The organism is Serpens gallinarum (assembly GCF_014836765.1).
In the GTDB taxonomy this organism is placed as follows: domain Bacteria; phylum Pseudomonadota; class Gammaproteobacteria; order Pseudomonadales; family Pseudomonadaceae; genus Serpens; species Serpens gallinarum.
This window is the reverse complement of sequence record NZ_JACSQG010000005.1, coordinates 128,167-144,210: the sequence shown is the minus strand read 5'-3', so window position 1 is coordinate 144,210 and position 16,044 is coordinate 128,167. Positions and strand designations below refer to the sequence as shown.

At 60.2% G+C, this 16,044-nt stretch carries 14 protein-coding genes and 4 tRNA genes; 8 read left to right on the top strand and 10 right to left on the bottom strand.

Annotation, left to right across the window (positions count from 1 at the left end):
- The first annotated feature begins 17 nt into the window (after window positions 1–17).
- Window positions 18–641 (top strand): hypothetical protein, encoded by a 624-nt coding sequence (locus H9642_RS11400; RefSeq protein WP_251836566.1) that lies wholly within the window; start codon window positions 18–20, stop codon window positions 639–641.
- A 74-nt stretch (window positions 642–715) separates the two neighbouring features.
- Here the strand turns inward: H9642_RS11400 and H9642_RS11395 are convergent, their stop codons facing one another.
- Window positions 716–1,477, bottom strand: coding sequence for an IclR family transcriptional regulator (locus H9642_RS11395; RefSeq protein WP_251836565.1), 762 nt, complete (start codon window positions 1,475–1,477; stop codon window positions 716–718).
- Window positions 1,478–1,742: 265 nt separating this feature from the next.
- Here H9642_RS11395 and H9642_RS11390 point away from each other — a divergent pair, with 265 nt between their 5' ends.
- Window positions 1,743–2,261: an acyloxyacyl hydrolase gene (locus tag H9642_RS11390; RefSeq protein ID WP_251836564.1), complete on the top strand. Its 519-nt coding sequence runs from the start codon at window positions 1,743–1,745 to the stop codon at window positions 2,259–2,261.
- A gap of 104 nt (window positions 2,262–2,365) precedes the next feature.
- Here the strand turns inward: H9642_RS11390 and H9642_RS11385 are convergent.
- From H9642_RS11385 to H9642_RS11375, 3 genes are all read right to left on the bottom strand, one after another.
- Window positions 2,366–2,441, bottom strand: a tRNA-Thr gene (locus tag H9642_RS11385).
- Between the two features lie 158 nt (window positions 2,442–2,599).
- Window positions 2,600–3,331 (bottom strand): TfpX/TfpZ family type IV pilin accessory protein, encoded by a 732-nt coding sequence (gene tfpZ, locus H9642_RS11380; RefSeq protein WP_251836563.1) that lies wholly within the window; start codon window positions 3,329–3,331, stop codon window positions 2,600–2,602.
- 122 nt (window positions 3,332–3,453) lie between these two features.
- Entirely contained in the window at window positions 3,454–4,035 is a 582-nt protein-coding gene (locus H9642_RS11375) for a pilin (RefSeq protein ID WP_251836562.1), read from the bottom strand.
- 407 nt (window positions 4,036–4,442) lie between these two features.
- Between H9642_RS11375 and pilB the strand changes: the two genes are divergently transcribed.
- The 5 genes from pilB to yacG all read left to right on the top strand — a co-directional run bounded on the left by pilB (window position 4,443) and on the right by yacG (window position 9,340).
- Window positions 4,443–6,146, top strand: a complete 1,704-nt coding sequence (pilB, locus tag H9642_RS11370; protein ID WP_251836561.1) for a type IV-A pilus assembly ATPase PilB — start codon at window positions 4,443–4,445, stop codon at window positions 6,144–6,146.
- A 2-nt stretch (window positions 6,147–6,148) separates the two neighbouring features.
- A complete protein-coding gene (locus H9642_RS11365) occupies window positions 6,149–7,366 on the top strand; it encodes a type II secretion system F family protein (RefSeq protein WP_251836560.1) in 1,218 nt (405 codons plus the stop codon).
- Between the two features lie 127 nt (window positions 7,367–7,493).
- Window positions 7,494–8,366, top strand: coding sequence for a prepilin peptidase (locus H9642_RS11360; RefSeq protein WP_251836559.1), 873 nt, complete (start codon window positions 7,494–7,496; stop codon window positions 8,364–8,366).
- A 174-nt stretch (window positions 8,367–8,540) separates the two neighbouring features.
- Window positions 8,541–9,149, top strand: a complete 609-nt coding sequence (coaE, locus tag H9642_RS11355; RefSeq protein ID WP_251836558.1) for a dephospho-CoA kinase — start codon at window positions 8,541–8,543, stop codon at window positions 9,147–9,149.
- Window positions 9,146–9,340: a DNA gyrase inhibitor YacG gene (yacG, locus tag H9642_RS11350; protein ID WP_251836557.1), complete on the top strand. Its 195-nt coding sequence runs from the start codon at window positions 9,146–9,148 to the stop codon at window positions 9,338–9,340. Before coaE ends, yacG begins: the two co-directional genes overlap by 4 nt.
- 214 nt (window positions 9,341–9,554) lie before the next feature.
- Here yacG and H9642_RS11345 read toward each other — a convergent pair whose 3' ends face one another.
- Window positions 9,555–10,244, bottom strand: coding sequence for an energy-coupling factor ABC transporter permease (locus H9642_RS11345; RefSeq protein ID WP_251836556.1), 690 nt, complete (start codon window positions 10,242–10,244; stop codon window positions 9,555–9,557).
- A 252-nt stretch (window positions 10,245–10,496) separates the two neighbouring features.
- On the opposite strand from H9642_RS11345, the gene H9642_RS11340 reads away from it, so the two are divergent.
- A complete protein-coding gene (locus H9642_RS11340) occupies window positions 10,497–10,673 on the top strand; it encodes a DUF3094 family protein (protein WP_251836555.1) in 177 nt (58 codons plus the stop codon).
- 256 nt (window positions 10,674–10,929) lie between these two features.
- Here H9642_RS11340 and H9642_RS11335 read toward each other — a convergent pair.
- The 5 genes from H9642_RS11335 to sbcD form a co-directional block, all read right to left on the bottom strand.
- Window positions 10,930–11,004 (bottom strand) — tRNA-Lys (locus tag H9642_RS11335).
- A 5-nt stretch (window positions 11,005–11,009) separates the two neighbouring features.
- Window positions 11,010–11,086, bottom strand: a tRNA-Pro gene (locus H9642_RS11330).
- A 9-nt stretch (window positions 11,087–11,095) separates the two neighbouring features.
- A tRNA-Asn gene (locus H9642_RS11325) sits at window positions 11,096–11,171 on the bottom strand.
- A gap of 199 nt (window positions 11,172–11,370) precedes the next feature.
- Window positions 11,371–14,802: an SbcC/MukB-like Walker B domain-containing protein gene (locus H9642_RS11320; RefSeq protein WP_251836554.1), complete on the bottom strand. Its 3,432-nt coding sequence runs from the start codon at window positions 14,800–14,802 to the stop codon at window positions 11,371–11,373.
- Window positions 14,799–16,019, bottom strand: coding sequence for an exonuclease subunit SbcD (gene sbcD, locus H9642_RS11315; protein ID WP_251836553.1), 1,221 nt, complete (start codon window positions 16,017–16,019; stop codon window positions 14,799–14,801). Before sbcD ends, H9642_RS11320 begins: the two co-directional genes overlap by 4 nt.
- Window positions 16,020–16,044 lie beyond the last annotated feature (25 nt).

Below are 16,044 nucleotides of genomic sequence, written 5' to 3'. Positions count from 1 at the left end.
ACAGTGGAGACCGAAACATGAGTGGTTTCGAAGACGAGTTTCTCGAGCACTATCTGCAGCTGGGCCTCGGTTCAATGCCCAAGGCCGATATCGACGCGCTGGTCATGCACCTGCTGCATCGCTACGGCCTGCACGGCTCCGGCCCGCTGGCCAATTATGGCAACCAGGCGGTCAGCGAACGCCTGAAAACGCCGGTCAACAAAATCAAGAAGCTGCGCTATGAAGCGGCCCTGAAATTCGGCGGTCGCATCGAGGATCAAGCCATGGGACGGCTATTGGCAGCGCTGAGCAAGGCGACGCTGGAAACCGATGGCGACAAGATCGGCCTGATCATCGAAGACACCCTGGCCAAGAACTGGCTACAGGGCCAACTCAAGACCTATCAGCACATCTTCGATTACTCGTTCAACACCGAAATCGTCAAAGTCTCGGCCGATGGCCTGTTTCAGGTGCTGGATGCCGTGTTTGACCCCGAGGCCTTGCAGTCCTTTCGTGAGGGCTACGAGCGCTCCCGCCAGGAAGGCAATGCTGATAAGCGCAAGGCGCTGTTCAAAGGCGTGGCGAAAAAATTTGCCGAGGGTGCGGCCAGCAAGGCGGGGGCTGGCGTCGTCGCGGTGCTGCGGGCGCACTTGGGTGTTTGAGTCGCTCTAGCGGACTGTTTGCCTACCGCAAGCTGGCTCGCACTCAACTCTTAGAGGCACCCGTATATTTAATCTCAACGGCCACACAGCTCCGGCGTCCGACCGATGGCTCGTTCCACGCTGTGCTTGCACTCCAGCAACGCCTGTCTGAATACTTCAGCCCGCGGCGCGGCCCGTGAAGTCGGAGCCACCACTGCCACTGAGAAAAAGCCCAGGTAGGTATCCAGCGCCACGGCATACGTGCTGACTCCCTCTAGCACATCGTCCGTGCCGAAGGCTACGCCGCTGCGGCGAATCTCCTTGAGCTGCTGGCGCGTCTCAAGCGACAGCGGCACAGGCAGCGCAGAGTCGATCACCGCAGCCTCATCGGCCGCCAACAGCACCATCCCTGCCGGTACGCACAGCACACTGGCATGCACGCCGATGGGGAACACCACGCGCAGCTCCCGCTCCGCCACGATGCGGTCGATGACATGCACCTTGTCACCCACCCGCCGACACAAACACACCGACTCCTGCAGCTGGCCGGCCAGCTCCGCCAGACGCGACTTGGTTAGCGAGATGATGTCGCACTGCGTCTGGTTGATCAGATGCCCCAGCGCCGGCCCCAAACGAAAACCACCCGAGGGGCCCGATGACTCCACCATGAACTCATCCACCAACGCATTGATGATGCGCTGCACCGTGGAACGCGGCAGCTCAACCAACTGGGCGATGGCAGCCAGGCTCAAACCCTGGGGATTGTTGCCCAACGCCCGCATGATCGCCGCCGCCCGGGCAATCACCTGGATGCCGGCCTGCTTACCTACCTCAATGGCTTCATCGGGTTGACTCATTGCACTTCTCTTTGGCTGGACGGTGTGTACAGGAAGAGCCGCTACTGTAGTGGGCTGTCGCGGCACAGGCCAGCGCTGCCTAGCCGCTTGGCCACGTCTAGCCCAAAAAACCGATGTAACCCCTCGGGAAAGGCGTTGGATTTCGACTCAATCACGCCGCTAGAATCCCACATAGCGATACAGAGAATCGTAATTCGATACAGAAGTGATACCTCAAACCACCCGCTCCCGGAGCGGAGGTTTAGAGGCACAAGGAGCCCTTTCGATGTCCCGCAAATTCGTGCCCACTCTGTTTGCTCTTGGCTGTGTAATGGCCGGCACAACCCAAGCCGCCGAATTGTCTGGCGCCATCGGCGTGACCGGCCAAGGGGAAATGACCTATCGCGCAGGCCTGTCGCGCGCGTGGGAGCAAAGCTGGTGGCAGACCGAAAGCGGGCACCTCGGCGGTCACTGGGACGCTGGCTACACCTATTGGCAGAGCGGCGACGAAGCCGCCGGCGCCCATTCGTTGTCCCTCAGTCCAGTGCTCGTTTACACCTTCAACGCCGACGGCGCCCAGCCATTCATGGAATTCGGCATTGGCGCCGCGCTGTTTTCCGGCATCGAAGTGGGCGGACGCAACATGAGCTCGGCCTTGCACTTTGAAGACCGCCTGGGCGCCGGCCTACAACTGCGCAACGGAGGTCGGCTGGGCATCCGCGCCATCCACTACTCAAACGCCGGCCTGAAAAGCCCGAACGAGGGCATCGAAAGCTATTCGCTGGTTGTGAGTTGGCCGCTTTGATGGGTGTTAGATTTGCCGGTTACGGCAAAAGATAGACGTAAAAAAAACCGGCCTGAGGGCCGGTTTTCGTCCGGGCCTGAAAAGGGAAGGCCCGAAGGGAATCATGGTGCCGGAAACAGGAATCGAACCTGCGACCTTCGCGTTACGAGTGCGCTGCTCTACCTACTGAGCTATTCCGGCGGCGGCGCGTAAACTAGCATTCCATGCTGAGGGAATCAACGGGCAAACGATGCTCTGGAGGCAGCAGATATACGAGCCTTAACCGGGTGCCAATTAGTAAGCGTATCGGTGTCAGTAGCCGCTACTAGCGAGGATGAAAGCTTCCCCTAGCTAGGAGGTTATTTCCAAGGGTTAAGCTCAGCAATGGCCACTACATCGCTGTTATTCTCGCCAAGTAACACCACCATTGGCTTGACCCGCGCCATCAGTGGCACCCAGGCGGATGCGCTTGGCCAATTCTGCAGAGCATCGCGCACCACGGTAGCCTCGTTAAAGTCACTGAGCTTTTCCAGCGGTTGCGCACGCTGCCTTATGATCTCAGCCATTTCCCCCAGCGGCCTATAGAGGTTCGGACGCTGAGCTATATCACTGCCACCCAAGGACGCTTCGAGAACGATCCTGCTGCGCTGCTCAGGGTCTTCGGGCTGGCTGGCCCCGACCCATTGCGGCCCGCTCCAAGGCGCCGTGCCATATTCGAATGCCTTGTCCGGTTCCCTTCGGTCGATGTCCAGCGCCGTAACCACATCGAAACGATCGACATTGAAGACAATCCAGACTGGTCGGCCTTCGGCTACGGTCCAGACGCCATAGCCCAGCGCCGCTACTTGCAGGCAGGCGATGATAGTCAGGTCCATGACGAGACTGCTCTTGCCGACCTTGAATACCAACAGGGTAAGTAGCGGGCCGAGTGTCACATCGACAAGCAGCAATAGCAGGAAGATATGCGTAGCACCTAACGCCTCATGCAAAGGCGCGGGATACCAAAGGCGAAACACCAATGATATGGCCAGCAGCGCAATAACCAATGAGAAGGCCAGATGCACTAGAAAAGCTTTGATACGGGCAGGCATGACCACCTCCATAAAACTCGGCTGGAATCAGTCGAACAAAACCCCGCCAGCGAGGCAGGGTTTTGGATATTCAGGCGAGGCGCCACCGCGCAGGGTTCAACCTGCGCGGCGACTAACTCCTATTAACCACGGCACTCGGCGGGTGCGAGGTTCAGCGGCAGGGTGGCGGCAGCCGGGGCTGTAATGCCGCTGCCAGCCGGAGCGACGCGACCCGCTGCGAAGCAGGTCCAGATTACCGGCCCAGTGGGACGGGTGCCGGCAACCAACGGGGCACCATTGGATGCCGGAACCAGTACGACGGTATTAGCCGTGGCATCTGCCACACGCTCGGAAAGGTTGATGGTAATTTCACCCGAATCCGAATCAATGATCAAATCCAACACGTTGATGGATCCCGCACCGGCACCATCCCCGACCACCTGCTGGCAGGGACCAGCCGCAACACAAGGGGCTGGTACGCCACCCACAGCGCTAACCGCCGGATACCCAGTCGCCAACCCTCCAGTCGCCGCCGGCATGACGTTGACCGCATTATCTGCCACCAGGTTCTTCGCCTCGGTCGCTAACAGAAGACCTTCGGAAACACGCGCACGGGACGTGTAATCCTGGTAGGCCGGCAGCGCCACCGCAGCCAGAATCCCGATAATCGCGACTACGATCATTAGTTCAATCAGGGTAAAACCCTTTTGCATTTGAGCTTTCATGTGTCTCTCCCATGAGATGTAGAAGGTCCGCTGACCTGCTCATGGAGTTGCAGCGGCTGTGCCAATACCGAACCATTAAAACGCCACTATCACCATAATAAAAGCAACGCTAAACCGACGGCAAAGCCTGGCGTAACAAGCCTTACAGCAACTTTTAACTTCCTAGTTACTCCCCGAGTAACGTAACTAATTTGTGACCCTTAACGCATCGCCAGACGAACCACGTCACACTCAAAAGTCGCGATCAGCACTTAAAAAGTGATTATTCATTTTTTGACATAGCGGTATATATCGCTTCTCTCCCCAAATTCACCACAAGTGACGATTTGCGTCACTGTGTGCGCCAGTTTTGAGAAGTGCTTTCGCCGCCGGGTTATAAGGCTGCGCATTACACCGGAGCGCGCCTCATGAATACCCACGTAAATCTTTCCGGGCTGGCCAGGCAGATGGTGCTGGCCGGCCTGTTCGATGAGAAAACTGCCCAGCAGGCCCAGCTGCAGGCGCAGCGCAACAGCCTGTCGTTGATCACCTATGTGGTGCAGAACAAGCTGGCCAAGGGCCGCGCGGTGGCGGAGTTGGCGGCCGAGCAGTTCGGTGTGGCCTTTGTAGATCTTTCTGCTATCGACAAGGAGCAGCAACCCAAGGAGCTGATCAGCGAGAAGCTCGCTCGCCAGCACCGCGTGTTGCCGTTGTGGCGGCGTGGCAACAAGCTGTTCGTCGCCCTCTCCGACCCGTCCAGCCATCAGTCGATCAGCGATATCCAGTTCAGCACCGGGCTGAATGCCGAAGGCATCCTGGTGGAAGACGACAAACTCGGCGCGGCCATCGACAAGTTCTACGAGTCGGCGACCGGCTCCATGACTGATCTGGACGATGTCGATCTTGACGGCCTGGATATCGTAAATGGCAATGACGACGAGGCCACGCGGGACGACGGCGAAGCCTCCGACGACGCGCCAGTGGTGCGTTTCGTCAACAAGATGCTGCTGGATGCGATCAAGGGCGGCTCTTCGGACTTGCACTTCGAGCCCTACGAACGAGCCTTCCGCGTGCGACTGCGTACCGATGGTGTACTGCATGAAGTGGCACGCCCGCCGATTCAGTTAGCCAGTCGTATCTCGGCACGTTTAAAGGTAATGGCCGGGCTGGATATTTCCGAGCGGCGCAAGCCGCAGGATGGCCGGATCAAGATGAAGATCTCCAAGACCAAGGCCATCGACTTTCGCGTCAACACCCTGCCCACGCTGTGGGGCGAGAAGATCGTGATGCGGATTCTCGACCCATCCAGTGCGCAAATGGGCATCGATGCGCTGGGTTACGAGGAGTCACAGAAAGAGTTGTACCTCAGCGCCCTCACGCAGCCGCAGGGCATGATTCTGGTCACCGGCCCCACCGGCTCAGGCAAGACGGTGTCGCTGTATACCGGCCTGAATATTCTCAACACCGTGGACATAAACATTTCCACCGCTGAAGACCCAGTGGAAATCAACCTGGAAGGCATCAACCAGGTCAACGTCAATCCGCGCCAGGGCATGGACTTCTCCCAGGCGCTGCGCGCCTTCCTGCGCCAGGACCCGGACGTGATCATGGTTGGGGAAATCCGCGACCTGGAAACCGCCGAGATTGCCATCAAGGCCGCACAGACCGGCCACATGGTGATGTCCACCCTGCACACCAACAGCGCCGCCGAAACACTGACGCGCCTGCGCAACATGGGCGTGGCAGCCTTCAACATCGCCACCTCGGTAAACCTGATCATCGCTCAGCGCCTGGCTCGCAAGCTGTGTCCGAGCTGCAAGAAGGAAGTACCGGTGCCGCGCGAGACACTGCTCAGCGAGGGCTTCCCGGAAGCACAGATCGGTAAGTTCAAGCTCTACGGTCCGGTGGGTTGTGAGAATTGCAAAGCAGGCTACAAAGGCCGCGTCGGTATTTATGAAGTGGTTAAAAATACCCCTGCACTGCAGCGGATTATCATGGAGGACGGCAATTCCATCGATATCGCCGCACAGATGCGCAAGGACGGGTTCAACGACCTGCGCACCTCGGGCCTGCTCAAGGCCATGCAGGGCGTAACCAGCCTCGAAGAAGTCAACCGGGTGACCAAGGATTAACCATGGCGGAAAAAGCACTGAAAACCAGCCTGTTCAGCTGGGAAGGTACGGATCGGCGTGGCGCGAAGGTCAAGGGCGAGCTGAGTGGCCCGAACCCGGCACTGGTCAAGGCGCAGTTGCGCAAACAGGGCATCAACCCCCTCAAGGTGCGCAAGAAGTCGGTGTCACTGTTCAGCGCCGGCAAGAAGATCAAGCCAATGGACATCGCCCTGTTCACTCGGCAGATGGCAACCATGATGAAAGCCGGCGTGCCCTTGTTGAGCGCCTTCGACATCATCGGCGAAGGCTTCGATAACCCGAACATGCGCAAGCTGGTCGATGACGTAAAGCAGGACGTGGCGGCCGGTAACAGCCTGGCCAACTCGCTGCGCAAGCGTCCTCAGTATTTCGATGACCTCTATTGCAACCTGGTGGACTCCGGCGAACAATCCGGCGCGCTAGAAACCCTGCTCGACCGGGTGGCCACCTATAAGGAAAAGACCGAGGCGCTAAAGGCCAAGATCAAGAAGGCGATGAACTACCCCATCGCTGTGGTACTGATCGCGATCATCGTGTCGGCTATCCTATTGATCAAGGTAGTGCCGCAGTTCCAGGAAGTATTCTCCAGCTTCGGCGCCGAGTTACCGGCCTTCACACAGATGGTGATTGGTCTGTCCGAAGCGCTGCAAAAATGGTGGTTCATCATCCTGATCGCCATGTTCGGCGCTGGCTTCGCGTTCAAGGAAGCGCACAAACGCTCGCAGAAATTTCGCGACCTTGTGGACCGTTCGCTGCTGAAAATGCCGGTTGTCGGCGACATTATCTATAAATCCTCCGTCGCCCGTTACGCCCGCACCCTGGCCACTACTTTTGCTGCCGGGGTGCCGCTGGTGGATGCGCTGGACTCGGTAGCCGGCGCCACCGGCAACGTGGTGTTCAAGTATGCGGTGAACAAGGTCAAACAGGACGTTTCCACCGGCATGCAGCTGAACTTCTCAATGCGCACCACCGGCGTGTTCCCGGCAATGGCCCTGCAGATGACCGCCATCGGCGAGGAGTCCGGTTCGCTGGACGGCATGCTCGACAAGGTCGCTACCTTCTACGAAGACGAAGTGGACAATATGGTCGATGGCCTCACCTCGCTGATGGAGCCGATGATCATGTCGGTGCTCGGCGTGCTGGTGGGCGGTCTGATCATTGCCATGTACCTTCCGATCTTCCAGCTGGGTGCTGTGGTTTAAGGCGCAACTAGCTAACTGTGGGCCGGATTTATTCCGGCTGTCGAGTTGAAGCCAACACAGGGACAAATACATTGCCCCGCAAAGCCGGCCCCCACAGAGCATTCCGGACTTTTCCAGAGGGTTGAAGATGTCCCTTGTCGATTATCTGGCCAGCCACCCGCTGGTCTTTGTTTTATGCACCCTGCTGCTCGGCCTGCTGGTCGGCAGCTTCCTCAATGTGCTGGTGTACCGCCTGCCGGTGATGCTGCAGCGTGACTGGAAGGTGCAGGCCCGCGACATACTCGAATTGCCCGCCGAGCCGGCTGTCCCGGCATTTAATCTACTGACTCCGAACTCCTCCTGCCCGCATTGCGGCCACAGGATTCGCCCCTGGGAAAACCTTCCCTTGCTCAGCTGGCTGGCGTTACGCGGCAGGTGCTCCGGCTGCCAGCAGGCCATCAGCCCTCGTTACCCGTTGGTGGAACTGGCCTGCGGACTGCTGTCCGCCTTTGTTGCCTGGCACTTCGGCTACGGCTGGCCGTGCGCAGCCATGCTGGTGCTCACCTGGGGGCTGCTGGCGATGAGCCTGATCGACTGCGATCACCAGCTGCTGCCCGATGCACTGGTGCTGCCGCTGCTGTGGCTGGGGCTGATCGTCAATAATTTCGGCCTGTTCGCCAGCCTGGAAGACGCTCTGTGGGGCGCGGTGGCCGGCTACCTGAGCCTGTGGTCGGTGTACTGGTTATTCAAGCTGCTGACCGGCAAGGAAGGCATGGGCTACGGCGATTTCAAGCTGTTGGCCATGCTCGGCGCCTGGGGCGGCTGGCAGATTCTACCGCTGACCATCCTGCTGTCCTCGCTGGTGGGCGCCATTCTGGGCATCATCATGCTGCGTCTGCGCAATGCCGCCACCGGGACGCCAATTCCCTTCGGCCCTTACCTGGCCATTGCCGGCTGGATTGCGCTGATCTGGGGGGAGCACATCACTCAGCGTTACCTGCAGTTTGCTGGGTTTCATTGATCTAGGCGGATACCGTTTTACATCGACCACGGCCTCGCTCAGTGGATCGCCACCCACCCTGTGGATCGATAAAGCGTGGTTCACATCTATCTACAGCCCACCCGACCAACCCCCGCCCTTCGATCTGCCGCCGGTTTCTGCGATCATGCCGGCCTGCCTTGAACGGAAGTCCCTATGAAACCCTGGATCCTTGGCCTGACCGGCGGTATTGGCAGCGGCAAGAGTGCCGCGGCGCAGCACTTTGGCGAGCTTGGCATTCATACCGTCGATGCCGATTACGCCGCACGCTGGGTGGTGGAGCCGGGTCGGCCTGCGCTGGCGAAAATCGCCGCGCATTTCGGTACGACCATTCTACTGCCCGACGGCCAGCTGGACCGCGCTGCCCTACGCGCACAGGTTTTTGCCAACCCCGAGGAGCGTCGCTGGCTGGAACAACTGCTGCACCCGCTGATTCGTCAGGAAATCATCGAGCACCTGGGTCGCGCCCAGTCACCTTATGCGATCCTTGTCTCACCCCTGCTGATCGAGTCCGGGCAATACCAGCTGACCCAGCGCGTGCTGGTGGTGGATGTGCCCGAAGATCTCCAGGTGCAGCGCGCCATGGCCCGCGATGGCAGCGATGAAGCGCAGATCCGCGCCATCATCGCCGCGCAGGCCAGCCGCGAAGAGCGCTTGCGCCATGCCGACGACGTGCTGGTCAACGATCGCGACCTGGCTTGGCTGCAAGGCGAAGTTGAGCGCCTGCACCATTTTTATCTGACCCTGCGAGGAGGCCAGCCATGAACAAGCCTATCACCGTGAAATGTCCGACCTGCGGCGCGCCCGTGGAGTGGAATGACAAAACCCCGACCCGCCCGTTTTGCTCGGAGCGTTGCAAATTGATCGACCTGGGCGCCTGGGCGGCGGAAGAACATGCCATACCCGGCGATCCGGTTGTGGATGATCTGTTTTCGGAGGATCTTTCGCGCCACTGAGCGGCACTAATCCACGACAACTTGGATCTCAGGACCGAAGCCCTTTGCGGTGGTCACGCCTTCGCGGCGAGGTCGTCGTTCCCACACAAGAGTCCGTGTCGCACAAACCTGTGGGGGCTCGACCTTGGGCTGAAGCTCTTCCCGAGCATGGCCAGTGTTCGGACTATGCACGCTTCGCCGCGAGGGCAGCGACCCACAATCACGCCGGCGCAACTTATTGCGGCGGTCCGTCATCCTTCCAGGGCGCCGACAGGTAACGGCCGCGGTTGAAGGTCTCCAGCCAGTCAGGGCAGAACACCACCAGGGCCGTGACCGCCATACCGTTGATAAAGGCTTCGGGGAACATCACCAGCCAGATGTAACCGGCAAAGTCCTCAAGCCAGGGCGGCATGGGATAAAGGCCATCCAACCAAAGCAGACCCAGCCCCGCCAGGATGCAGCACAAGGCCGTCAGCGCCGCGGGAAAGAATCCCGAAAAGAAGATGTAGACGAACAGGTTATTCGGCTGCGCCCGTTCAACCAGGCTCGCACACGCCTCGGTCACCGCGACGGGGATCAACACCAGAAGAATCCCGTTGATGCCCAGCGCAGCCAGGTCGGGACGCCCTATTGCGATCAGTCCGAGCTGTGCCAGCAACCCCGCCAGAATGGCCAGCGGCCAGTCCAGCAAGAGCGTTACCGCGGTCATGCCGATGAAATGCAAGGACAGCCCCGAGGCGAAGTCTCTGCGCACAAGCCAGAGCAGAAACAGCACCAGCACAGTGCCGAACAGCAGATGTTGCCGACGAAAATCGCTGAACAGTTCAATCCAGGGTGCCCGCCAAATCGCCCAGATAATAAACGGCAGGTAGGCCAGCCAGCCGAGCCATAGCGTATCCGATGACAGCAGATGCGCAGAAATCATCGTTCTGTCTCATTCGGCAGCAGTTGCCGCTGATCCATCAAATCGGAGCCGCCCTGAGGAACAATGTCACGCAATCGCCAGTAGGATTCCCGCATGCCAAGCTACCACCGGTATGGAATCCCCAGTTTATACCCCAGCAACGAAGCTGCAGCCTTACGTGAAGGCCCGAACGGTTAGCCAGCGAAATGAGTAATGGAGAGCGAGGCCAACTGAACTAGGCTTGATGTCATCCATTTACGACAGAGGGTCATCATGACCAGCCGATTGAACCCCGACGACCAACGCCGCGTCGATGAATACCTCAAGCTGCCCCAGAACCGGGTTGATCGTCAGCCATTCAGGCCGTTGCTACTTTTACTTCTCGTGCTGGTCGTGGTGCTGGTGCTTGGATTGCTCAGCAGAATGCTGGCGGGGCTGGTGACGGGATAGTCAGTCTGACAGGTTTGCTGTGCGGCGTGCTGTAGGGGCAAATTCATCGCGCGACACATGACTCTCAACCCGCGCATCTGCTGCGACAAACACCAGCGTATCGCCCCCCGCAGTTCGTCGCGTCTTCAGTGTGTCGCCCCCCCTGGACGCCAGGCGAATGAATTCGCCCCTACAACAGCGGCCGTTTAGCAACGATCCAATCAAATCGAAGGAAATAAAAAACGGGAAGGTCCACAAGGAACCTTCCCGTTTTATATGGTGGGTCGTGTAGGGGTCGAACCTACGACCAATTGGTTAAAAGCCAACTGCTCTACCACTGAGCTAACGACCCAAAACTGGTCGGGGTAGGGGGATTCGAACTCCCGACATCCTGCTCCCAAAGCAGGCGCGCTACCGGGCTGCGCTATACCCCGAGTGGAAGCTGGCTCCGCGACCTGGACTCGAACCAGGGACCCAATGATTAACAGTCATTTGCTCTACCGACTGAGCTATCGCGGAACTTTTACCTTCCAAATCTCAACGTCTGGCCTGACCAGAAACCCCGTTGCGATGGCGCGGTATTCTACGGATATACGACCCCCTGTCAACCACCAATTTTGCTTTTTTTACCCTTCCGCCCAAAAAAATTCCTCGCCCGCTCAAGGGCTTAGCCGATGAGGCCCGGCGCAAAGGCTGCGCCCACCCGAGAGGACAGGGACTAAACGGCGAACTGACGCTCCAGGCTGCTGTAGCCCAGACCGACACCCTTGCTGACTTTGAGCTGCACTGGAATCCGCTCCTTGAGCGCCTCCACATGGCTGATCACACCAATCATCTTGCCGCTGGCGTTGAGGCTGTCCAGGGCATCGAGCGCGATTTCCAGCGTCTCGCCATCCAGGGTGCCGAAGCCCTCGTCGAGGAACAGCGAGTCGATGCTGGTCGAGTGGCTAACCAGGTCCGATAGCGCCAGGGCCAATGCCAAGCTGACCAGGAAGCTCTCGCCACCGGAGAGGGTCTTGCAGTCGCGGGCCACGTCGCCCTGCCAGGTGTCGATGACTTCCAGCTCCAGTTCGCCGCTGCTGCGCCGCGCCAGTTGGTAACGACCATGCAAACGAGCAAGCTGCTGGTTGGCCAAATAGACCAGATGATCCAGGGTTAGCCCCTGGGCGAACTTGCGGTACTTGGCCCCATCTGCCGCGCCAATCAGGCTGTTGAGGTGTTGCCACAAATCATATTCGCCCTGCTGCTTATCGATTTCGGCGAACAGCGACTGCTGACTCTGCCGACGCTGTTCATCGGCAGACAGCTGGGCACGGATTTCACCCTGGCGCTGACTCAGCGCTTTGAGCTCACTTGCGAGCTGCTGCAGTTGCTCTTCCAGCACTTCGCGCTCCAGCCCGCCAACCGGGTGGGCCTGCAGCTCGACCAGTTGCCGTTCGGCCTCCTGCAGAAAGGCACGGGCGGCGGTCAGCGCCTGGCTCAGCTGTTCTTTTTGCGCCTGCAAGGCCTCACGCTGCGGTGCGTCGAGCAAGGCAGCCTGGAAAGCGGCCTCGTCGTCGAAGGGACTGGCGATTAACGCGTTACCCCAGAGGGTTTGTCGCTCCTTCAACTGCTGTCGTTCATGTTCCAGTTGCCGTTCCAGCGCCTGTTGCATGCCGTGAAGTTGCTCGTGGCGACTGCTGCCACGCGTCAGTTGCGCTTCAGCCTGTTCCAAAGCCTTGAGCGGGCTCATCTCGGCCGTCGGCACCGAGGTTTGCGCTGCATTTGCGGACAGCGCCGAGGCAAACCAACGCTGTTGCCACAGCTCCACCTTCTGCTGCGCCCCCTGAACCGCGTGCTGGATATCCCGCTCCTGCTGGTGCAGTTGCTGGCGCAAATTCTGGGCCTGCTGCCAGTGCTGCCATTCGGCTTCCCGCGCCCGCAGCCAGGCATCGCCATCGGCTGGCAGCCTGTCAGCGAAGCCGTCCATCTCCTTTAATAGCTGCTGATCCAACTCAACCCGATGCTGACTCAAAACAGCATGGCGTTCGGCGATGTCGCTGTCCTGCTGGGCAGTGTGCTGCAACTGCTGCTCGGCTAATTGCAGCGTCTGCTGCAGGTCGGCGCAGGTCGTATGCACGTGCTGCAGGTTGCGGATGATCTCGTCGTGGTCAGCCTTGAGCTGGTCGAAGCGCTGCAGGCTGGTTTCGACAACCGAGAGTTGCTGCGTGTGTTGTTGCTCGCAAGCGTCCAGAGCAGCACCGTCAGACAACGCGGTGCCGAATCGTACCGTGAGCTGTTGCCAATGCTCGACCTGGCGCTTCAGCTCCTGCTCGCCCTCCTGATGCTGCTGCTCCAGCAAGCGCACGCGCTCACCCAGCGCCGCCAGCTCGGCCGCCAGTGCCTGCCCTCGTTCTTCCACCTGGCTCAGGTCGGCTTTTTTCGCCGTCAGCGCATGCACAGTGGCGGAGACATCCAGAGCCTGATAGGCGGCAATCGCCGGGTGCTCATGGGAGCCGCACAACGGGCAGGCTTCGCCATCCTGCAGCTGAGCCCGCAGGGCTTCCAGCTTGTGAATGCGCTGCTCCTGTTCGAGCAATCTTTCCTGATCGACAACGCCTTGTTTAAGTTCTCGATAGCGTGCGCGCTGCGCCTCAACCTCTCGCGCCTTGCCTCCTTGCTGGACACGCACCTCGTCCAGCAAGGAGGCAAGGCGCGCCTGCTGCTCCAGTCGTTGCTGCCGGGTGCCCTCCAACTGGCGCAACTGCTCCAACAAGCCAGCCTGGCGTTGCAAGGTTTGCCAATGCTCGCGCAGCTCGGCTTCACTGCGCCCATCCAGCAGCTGGTCGAGTTGCTGGCGTTGCTGTTGCTCAGCGAGCTGTCCGTCATTCAAGCGCTGTTGCTGGGCGGCTAAACGCTTCTGCTGTTCATCCCGGCGTTGACGCAGGTTCTGCGCGTGGGCCTCAAGTCGTTGGCGACGCTCAAGCAGTTCTCGATCTTCCGCCGCGAGCCGTTGACGCTCTCCAAGCCGGGCGCGCCAATGCACGATCAGCTCACCCAAACGACTGTGCTCGGACGTGGCGGCCAGTGCGGCGTCCACACGCTGTAATTGGTCTTCGAGCTGTTGGTAATCCAGTTGCCGTTCTTCGAGCAGATGGCGACTCCAATGTCGGCCTTGCCACAAACAGTCGCTTACCTGTTGCAGGACCTGCTGCTGTTCATGCTGCAACTGTTGCAGACGCTGCTCACTGTGCGCAACCGCCTGGCGCGCCAGTTGCCAGTCGCGATGTGGCGCTTGCAGTGCGGCCGCCGGCTCACTGGCAGCCAGGCGTGCCAGATCCGGCTGTGCTGCCTGCAGCGAGGCCTCAGCCTGTTGATGACTCAGCAAAGCCTGCTGCTGTCGGGCCTGGGCCTTGTTGAGATCGTCATGCCATTGCCGTTGGCGCTGCAGCTCTTCTGTCAGTTCATGCAAACGCGTGTCTTCTTGCTGCAGATGCTCGGCCTCGTCCAGCAAGGCGGCGCGTTGTTCTTCGTCCATCAGCTCGACGCCGGCGGCGCGGGCACGCAGCTGGCCCAATGCATTTTTCACCTCGCTGTGCCGTTCGTACACGCGCTGGGAAATCTGCCCGTAAATCTCGGTGCCAGTGAGTTGCTCTAGCAATTCGGCGCGCTCGGAGGCCTTAGCATTAAGAAACGCGGCGAAGCCACCCTGGGCCAACAGCATGGATTTTGTAAAGCGCGCAAAATCCAGTCCGGTGAGTTCCTCCGTGAGGCGCAGTTTTTCTCGCGTCTGCTCGGCGAGAAGCTCACCATCGATCCTGGCCAGCTCCACCTTGGGCGCCTGCAGCGCCCCATCGGCCTTGTCGCGAGCGCGCCGCTGGCTCCAGAAGGCGCGATAAGCCTGGCCTCGCACTTCAAACTCGACTTCGGCCAGGCAGTCGGCGGTGTGCCGGGTCATTAATTCGTTGCCGCTGGCGGACGGGCTGTCCATGCGCGGCGTGCGGTGATACAGCGCCAGGCAGATGGCATCCAGCAAGGTGGTCTTGCCGGCGCCGGTGGGGCCAGTGATGGCGAACAACCCCGTGTCGCGAAACGGCTCGGCGGTGAAGTCGATCTTCCATTCACCCTTCAGCGAATTGAGGTTTTTGAGGCGCAGCGTGAGGATTTTCATGCCTGACTCTCCTGCAGTTCCCCAAGCACCTGACGATGCAACTCGCGCAACTGATGCTGCAGCGCCTCGTCCAACTCCTCGACGACCAGACGGCGATCGAAGACCTCGGCGGGATTCAGCTCATCCAGGGTTTCCCGCGCCTCGTTCTGCAGCCTGGCCGCAGCGTTGCCGCGCTCGCGGCGGATGCGCAGCACTTCCACCGGCCACTCGGCACAGAGCGCGCTGATGCGCGCTTGCAGGTCGCTCAGGTAATCATCCGTGGTGACTTGGATGTCCAGCCAGACCGGGCGTTCGGCGCTGCCCGAGCGAGCAGCCTCGGTAATGGCCGTTTCCAGCTCGGCCAGCGAACCGCGCAGACTGGACATCGGCTGGAAGCACGGCACGCTCAGCGGCGTCACGGTTTGCAGCCCCTGTGCGTCCAGGTCGACCAATAGCACCTGCTTGTCCTGCCTCGCCTCATCGAAGCTCAGCGCGATCGGCGAACCGCTGTAGCGGATGTGCTCCAGACCGCCGACCTTTTGCGGGCGATGAATATGGCCGAGGGCGATGTAGGCGGCGGGCGGAAAGGCGTTGGTGGGAAAGGCTTCCAGCGCACCGACGTAGATCTCGCGTACCGATTCGCTGGCGCTTGCGCCGACGGTGGTCAGGTGCCCGGTGGCGATGATCGGCAGGCCGCCGCCAAGCTCATCGCGCTTAGTTTCCGCCAGCGTGAATAGTTGCTGGTAATGGGCGTGAATGGCGTTCTGCAACGACATTTGCTTGTCAGCGGCACTCTGCCCCGCCTCGCTGCGTAGCACGTCGCGCGGACGGATAAAGGGAATCGCGCAGAGGACCGCGCCGGGCGCGCCATCACGGCGGTGCAACACCAGCAGCTGCTCGGCCGGTTCAACGCCAACGGCTGGCACCACATGGCAGCCCAGACAGGCCAGCAAGCTGCGCGACTCGCCGAGCATGGCCACCGAGTCGTGGTTGCCGCCGAGCACCACCAGCTCGGCGCCGGTGTCGCGCAGCTCGACGATAAACTGGTTGTACTGTTCGCGGGCATAGCTGGGCGGCGCACCGTTGTCGAACACATCGCCGGCAATCAACACCGCGTCCACCGCCTGTTCGCGCACCTGGGCGATCAGCCAGGCGCAGAAGGCCCGGTGCTCGGCCTGACGGGTCTTGCCCATGAAATGCTGGCCAAGGTGCCAGTCGGAGGTGTGCAGGATACGCATCGGAAACATCGCTTTCACAATCCAA

Bases quoted from the DNA above. Each gene is read 5' to 3' on its own strand.
- tfpZ (WP_251836563.1), bottom strand. From the start codon at position 3,331: ATGCCTGCCCGTATCAAAGCTTTTCTAGTGCATCTGGCCTTCTCATTG.
- H9642_RS11395 (WP_251836565.1), bottom strand. From the start codon at position 1,477: ATGAGTCAACCCGATGAAGCCATTGAGGTAGGTAAGCAGGCCGGCATC.
- coaE (WP_251836558.1), top strand. From the start codon at position 8,541: ATGAAACCCTGGATCCTTGGCCTGACCGGCGGTATTGGCAGCGGCAAG.
- H9642_RS11400 (WP_251836566.1), top strand. From the start codon at position 18: ATGAGTGGTTTCGAAGACGAGTTTCTCGAGCACTATCTGCAGCTGGGC.
- H9642_RS11375 (WP_251836562.1), bottom strand. From the start codon at position 4,035: ATGAAAGCTCAAATGCAAAAGGGTTTTACCCTGATTGAACTAATGATC.
- H9642_RS11390 (WP_251836564.1), top strand. From the start codon at position 1,743: ATGTCCCGCAAATTCGTGCCCACTCTGTTTGCTCTTGGCTGTGTAATG.
- sbcD (WP_251836553.1), bottom strand. From the start codon at position 16,019: ATGCGTATCCTGCACACCTCCGACTGGCACCTTGGCCAGCATTTCATG.
- H9642_RS11365 (WP_251836560.1), top strand. From the start codon at position 6,149: ATGGCGGAAAAAGCACTGAAAACCAGCCTGTTCAGCTGGGAAGGTACG.
- yacG (WP_251836557.1), top strand. From the start codon at position 9,146: ATGAACAAGCCTATCACCGTGAAATGTCCGACCTGCGGCGCGCCCGTG.
- H9642_RS11340 (WP_251836555.1), top strand. From the start codon at position 10,497: ATGACCAGCCGATTGAACCCCGACGACCAACGCCGCGTCGATGAATAC.
- H9642_RS11320 (WP_251836554.1), bottom strand. From the start codon at position 14,802: ATGAAAATCCTCACGCTGCGCCTCAAAAACCTCAATTCGCTGAAGGGT.
- H9642_RS11360 (WP_251836559.1), top strand. From the start codon at position 7,494: ATGTCCCTTGTCGATTATCTGGCCAGCCACCCGCTGGTCTTTGTTTTA.
- pilB (WP_251836561.1), top strand. From the start codon at position 4,443: ATGAATACCCACGTAAATCTTTCCGGGCTGGCCAGGCAGATGGTGCTG.
- H9642_RS11345 (WP_251836556.1), bottom strand. From the start codon at position 10,244: ATGATTTCTGCGCATCTGCTGTCATCGGATACGCTATGGCTCGGCTGG.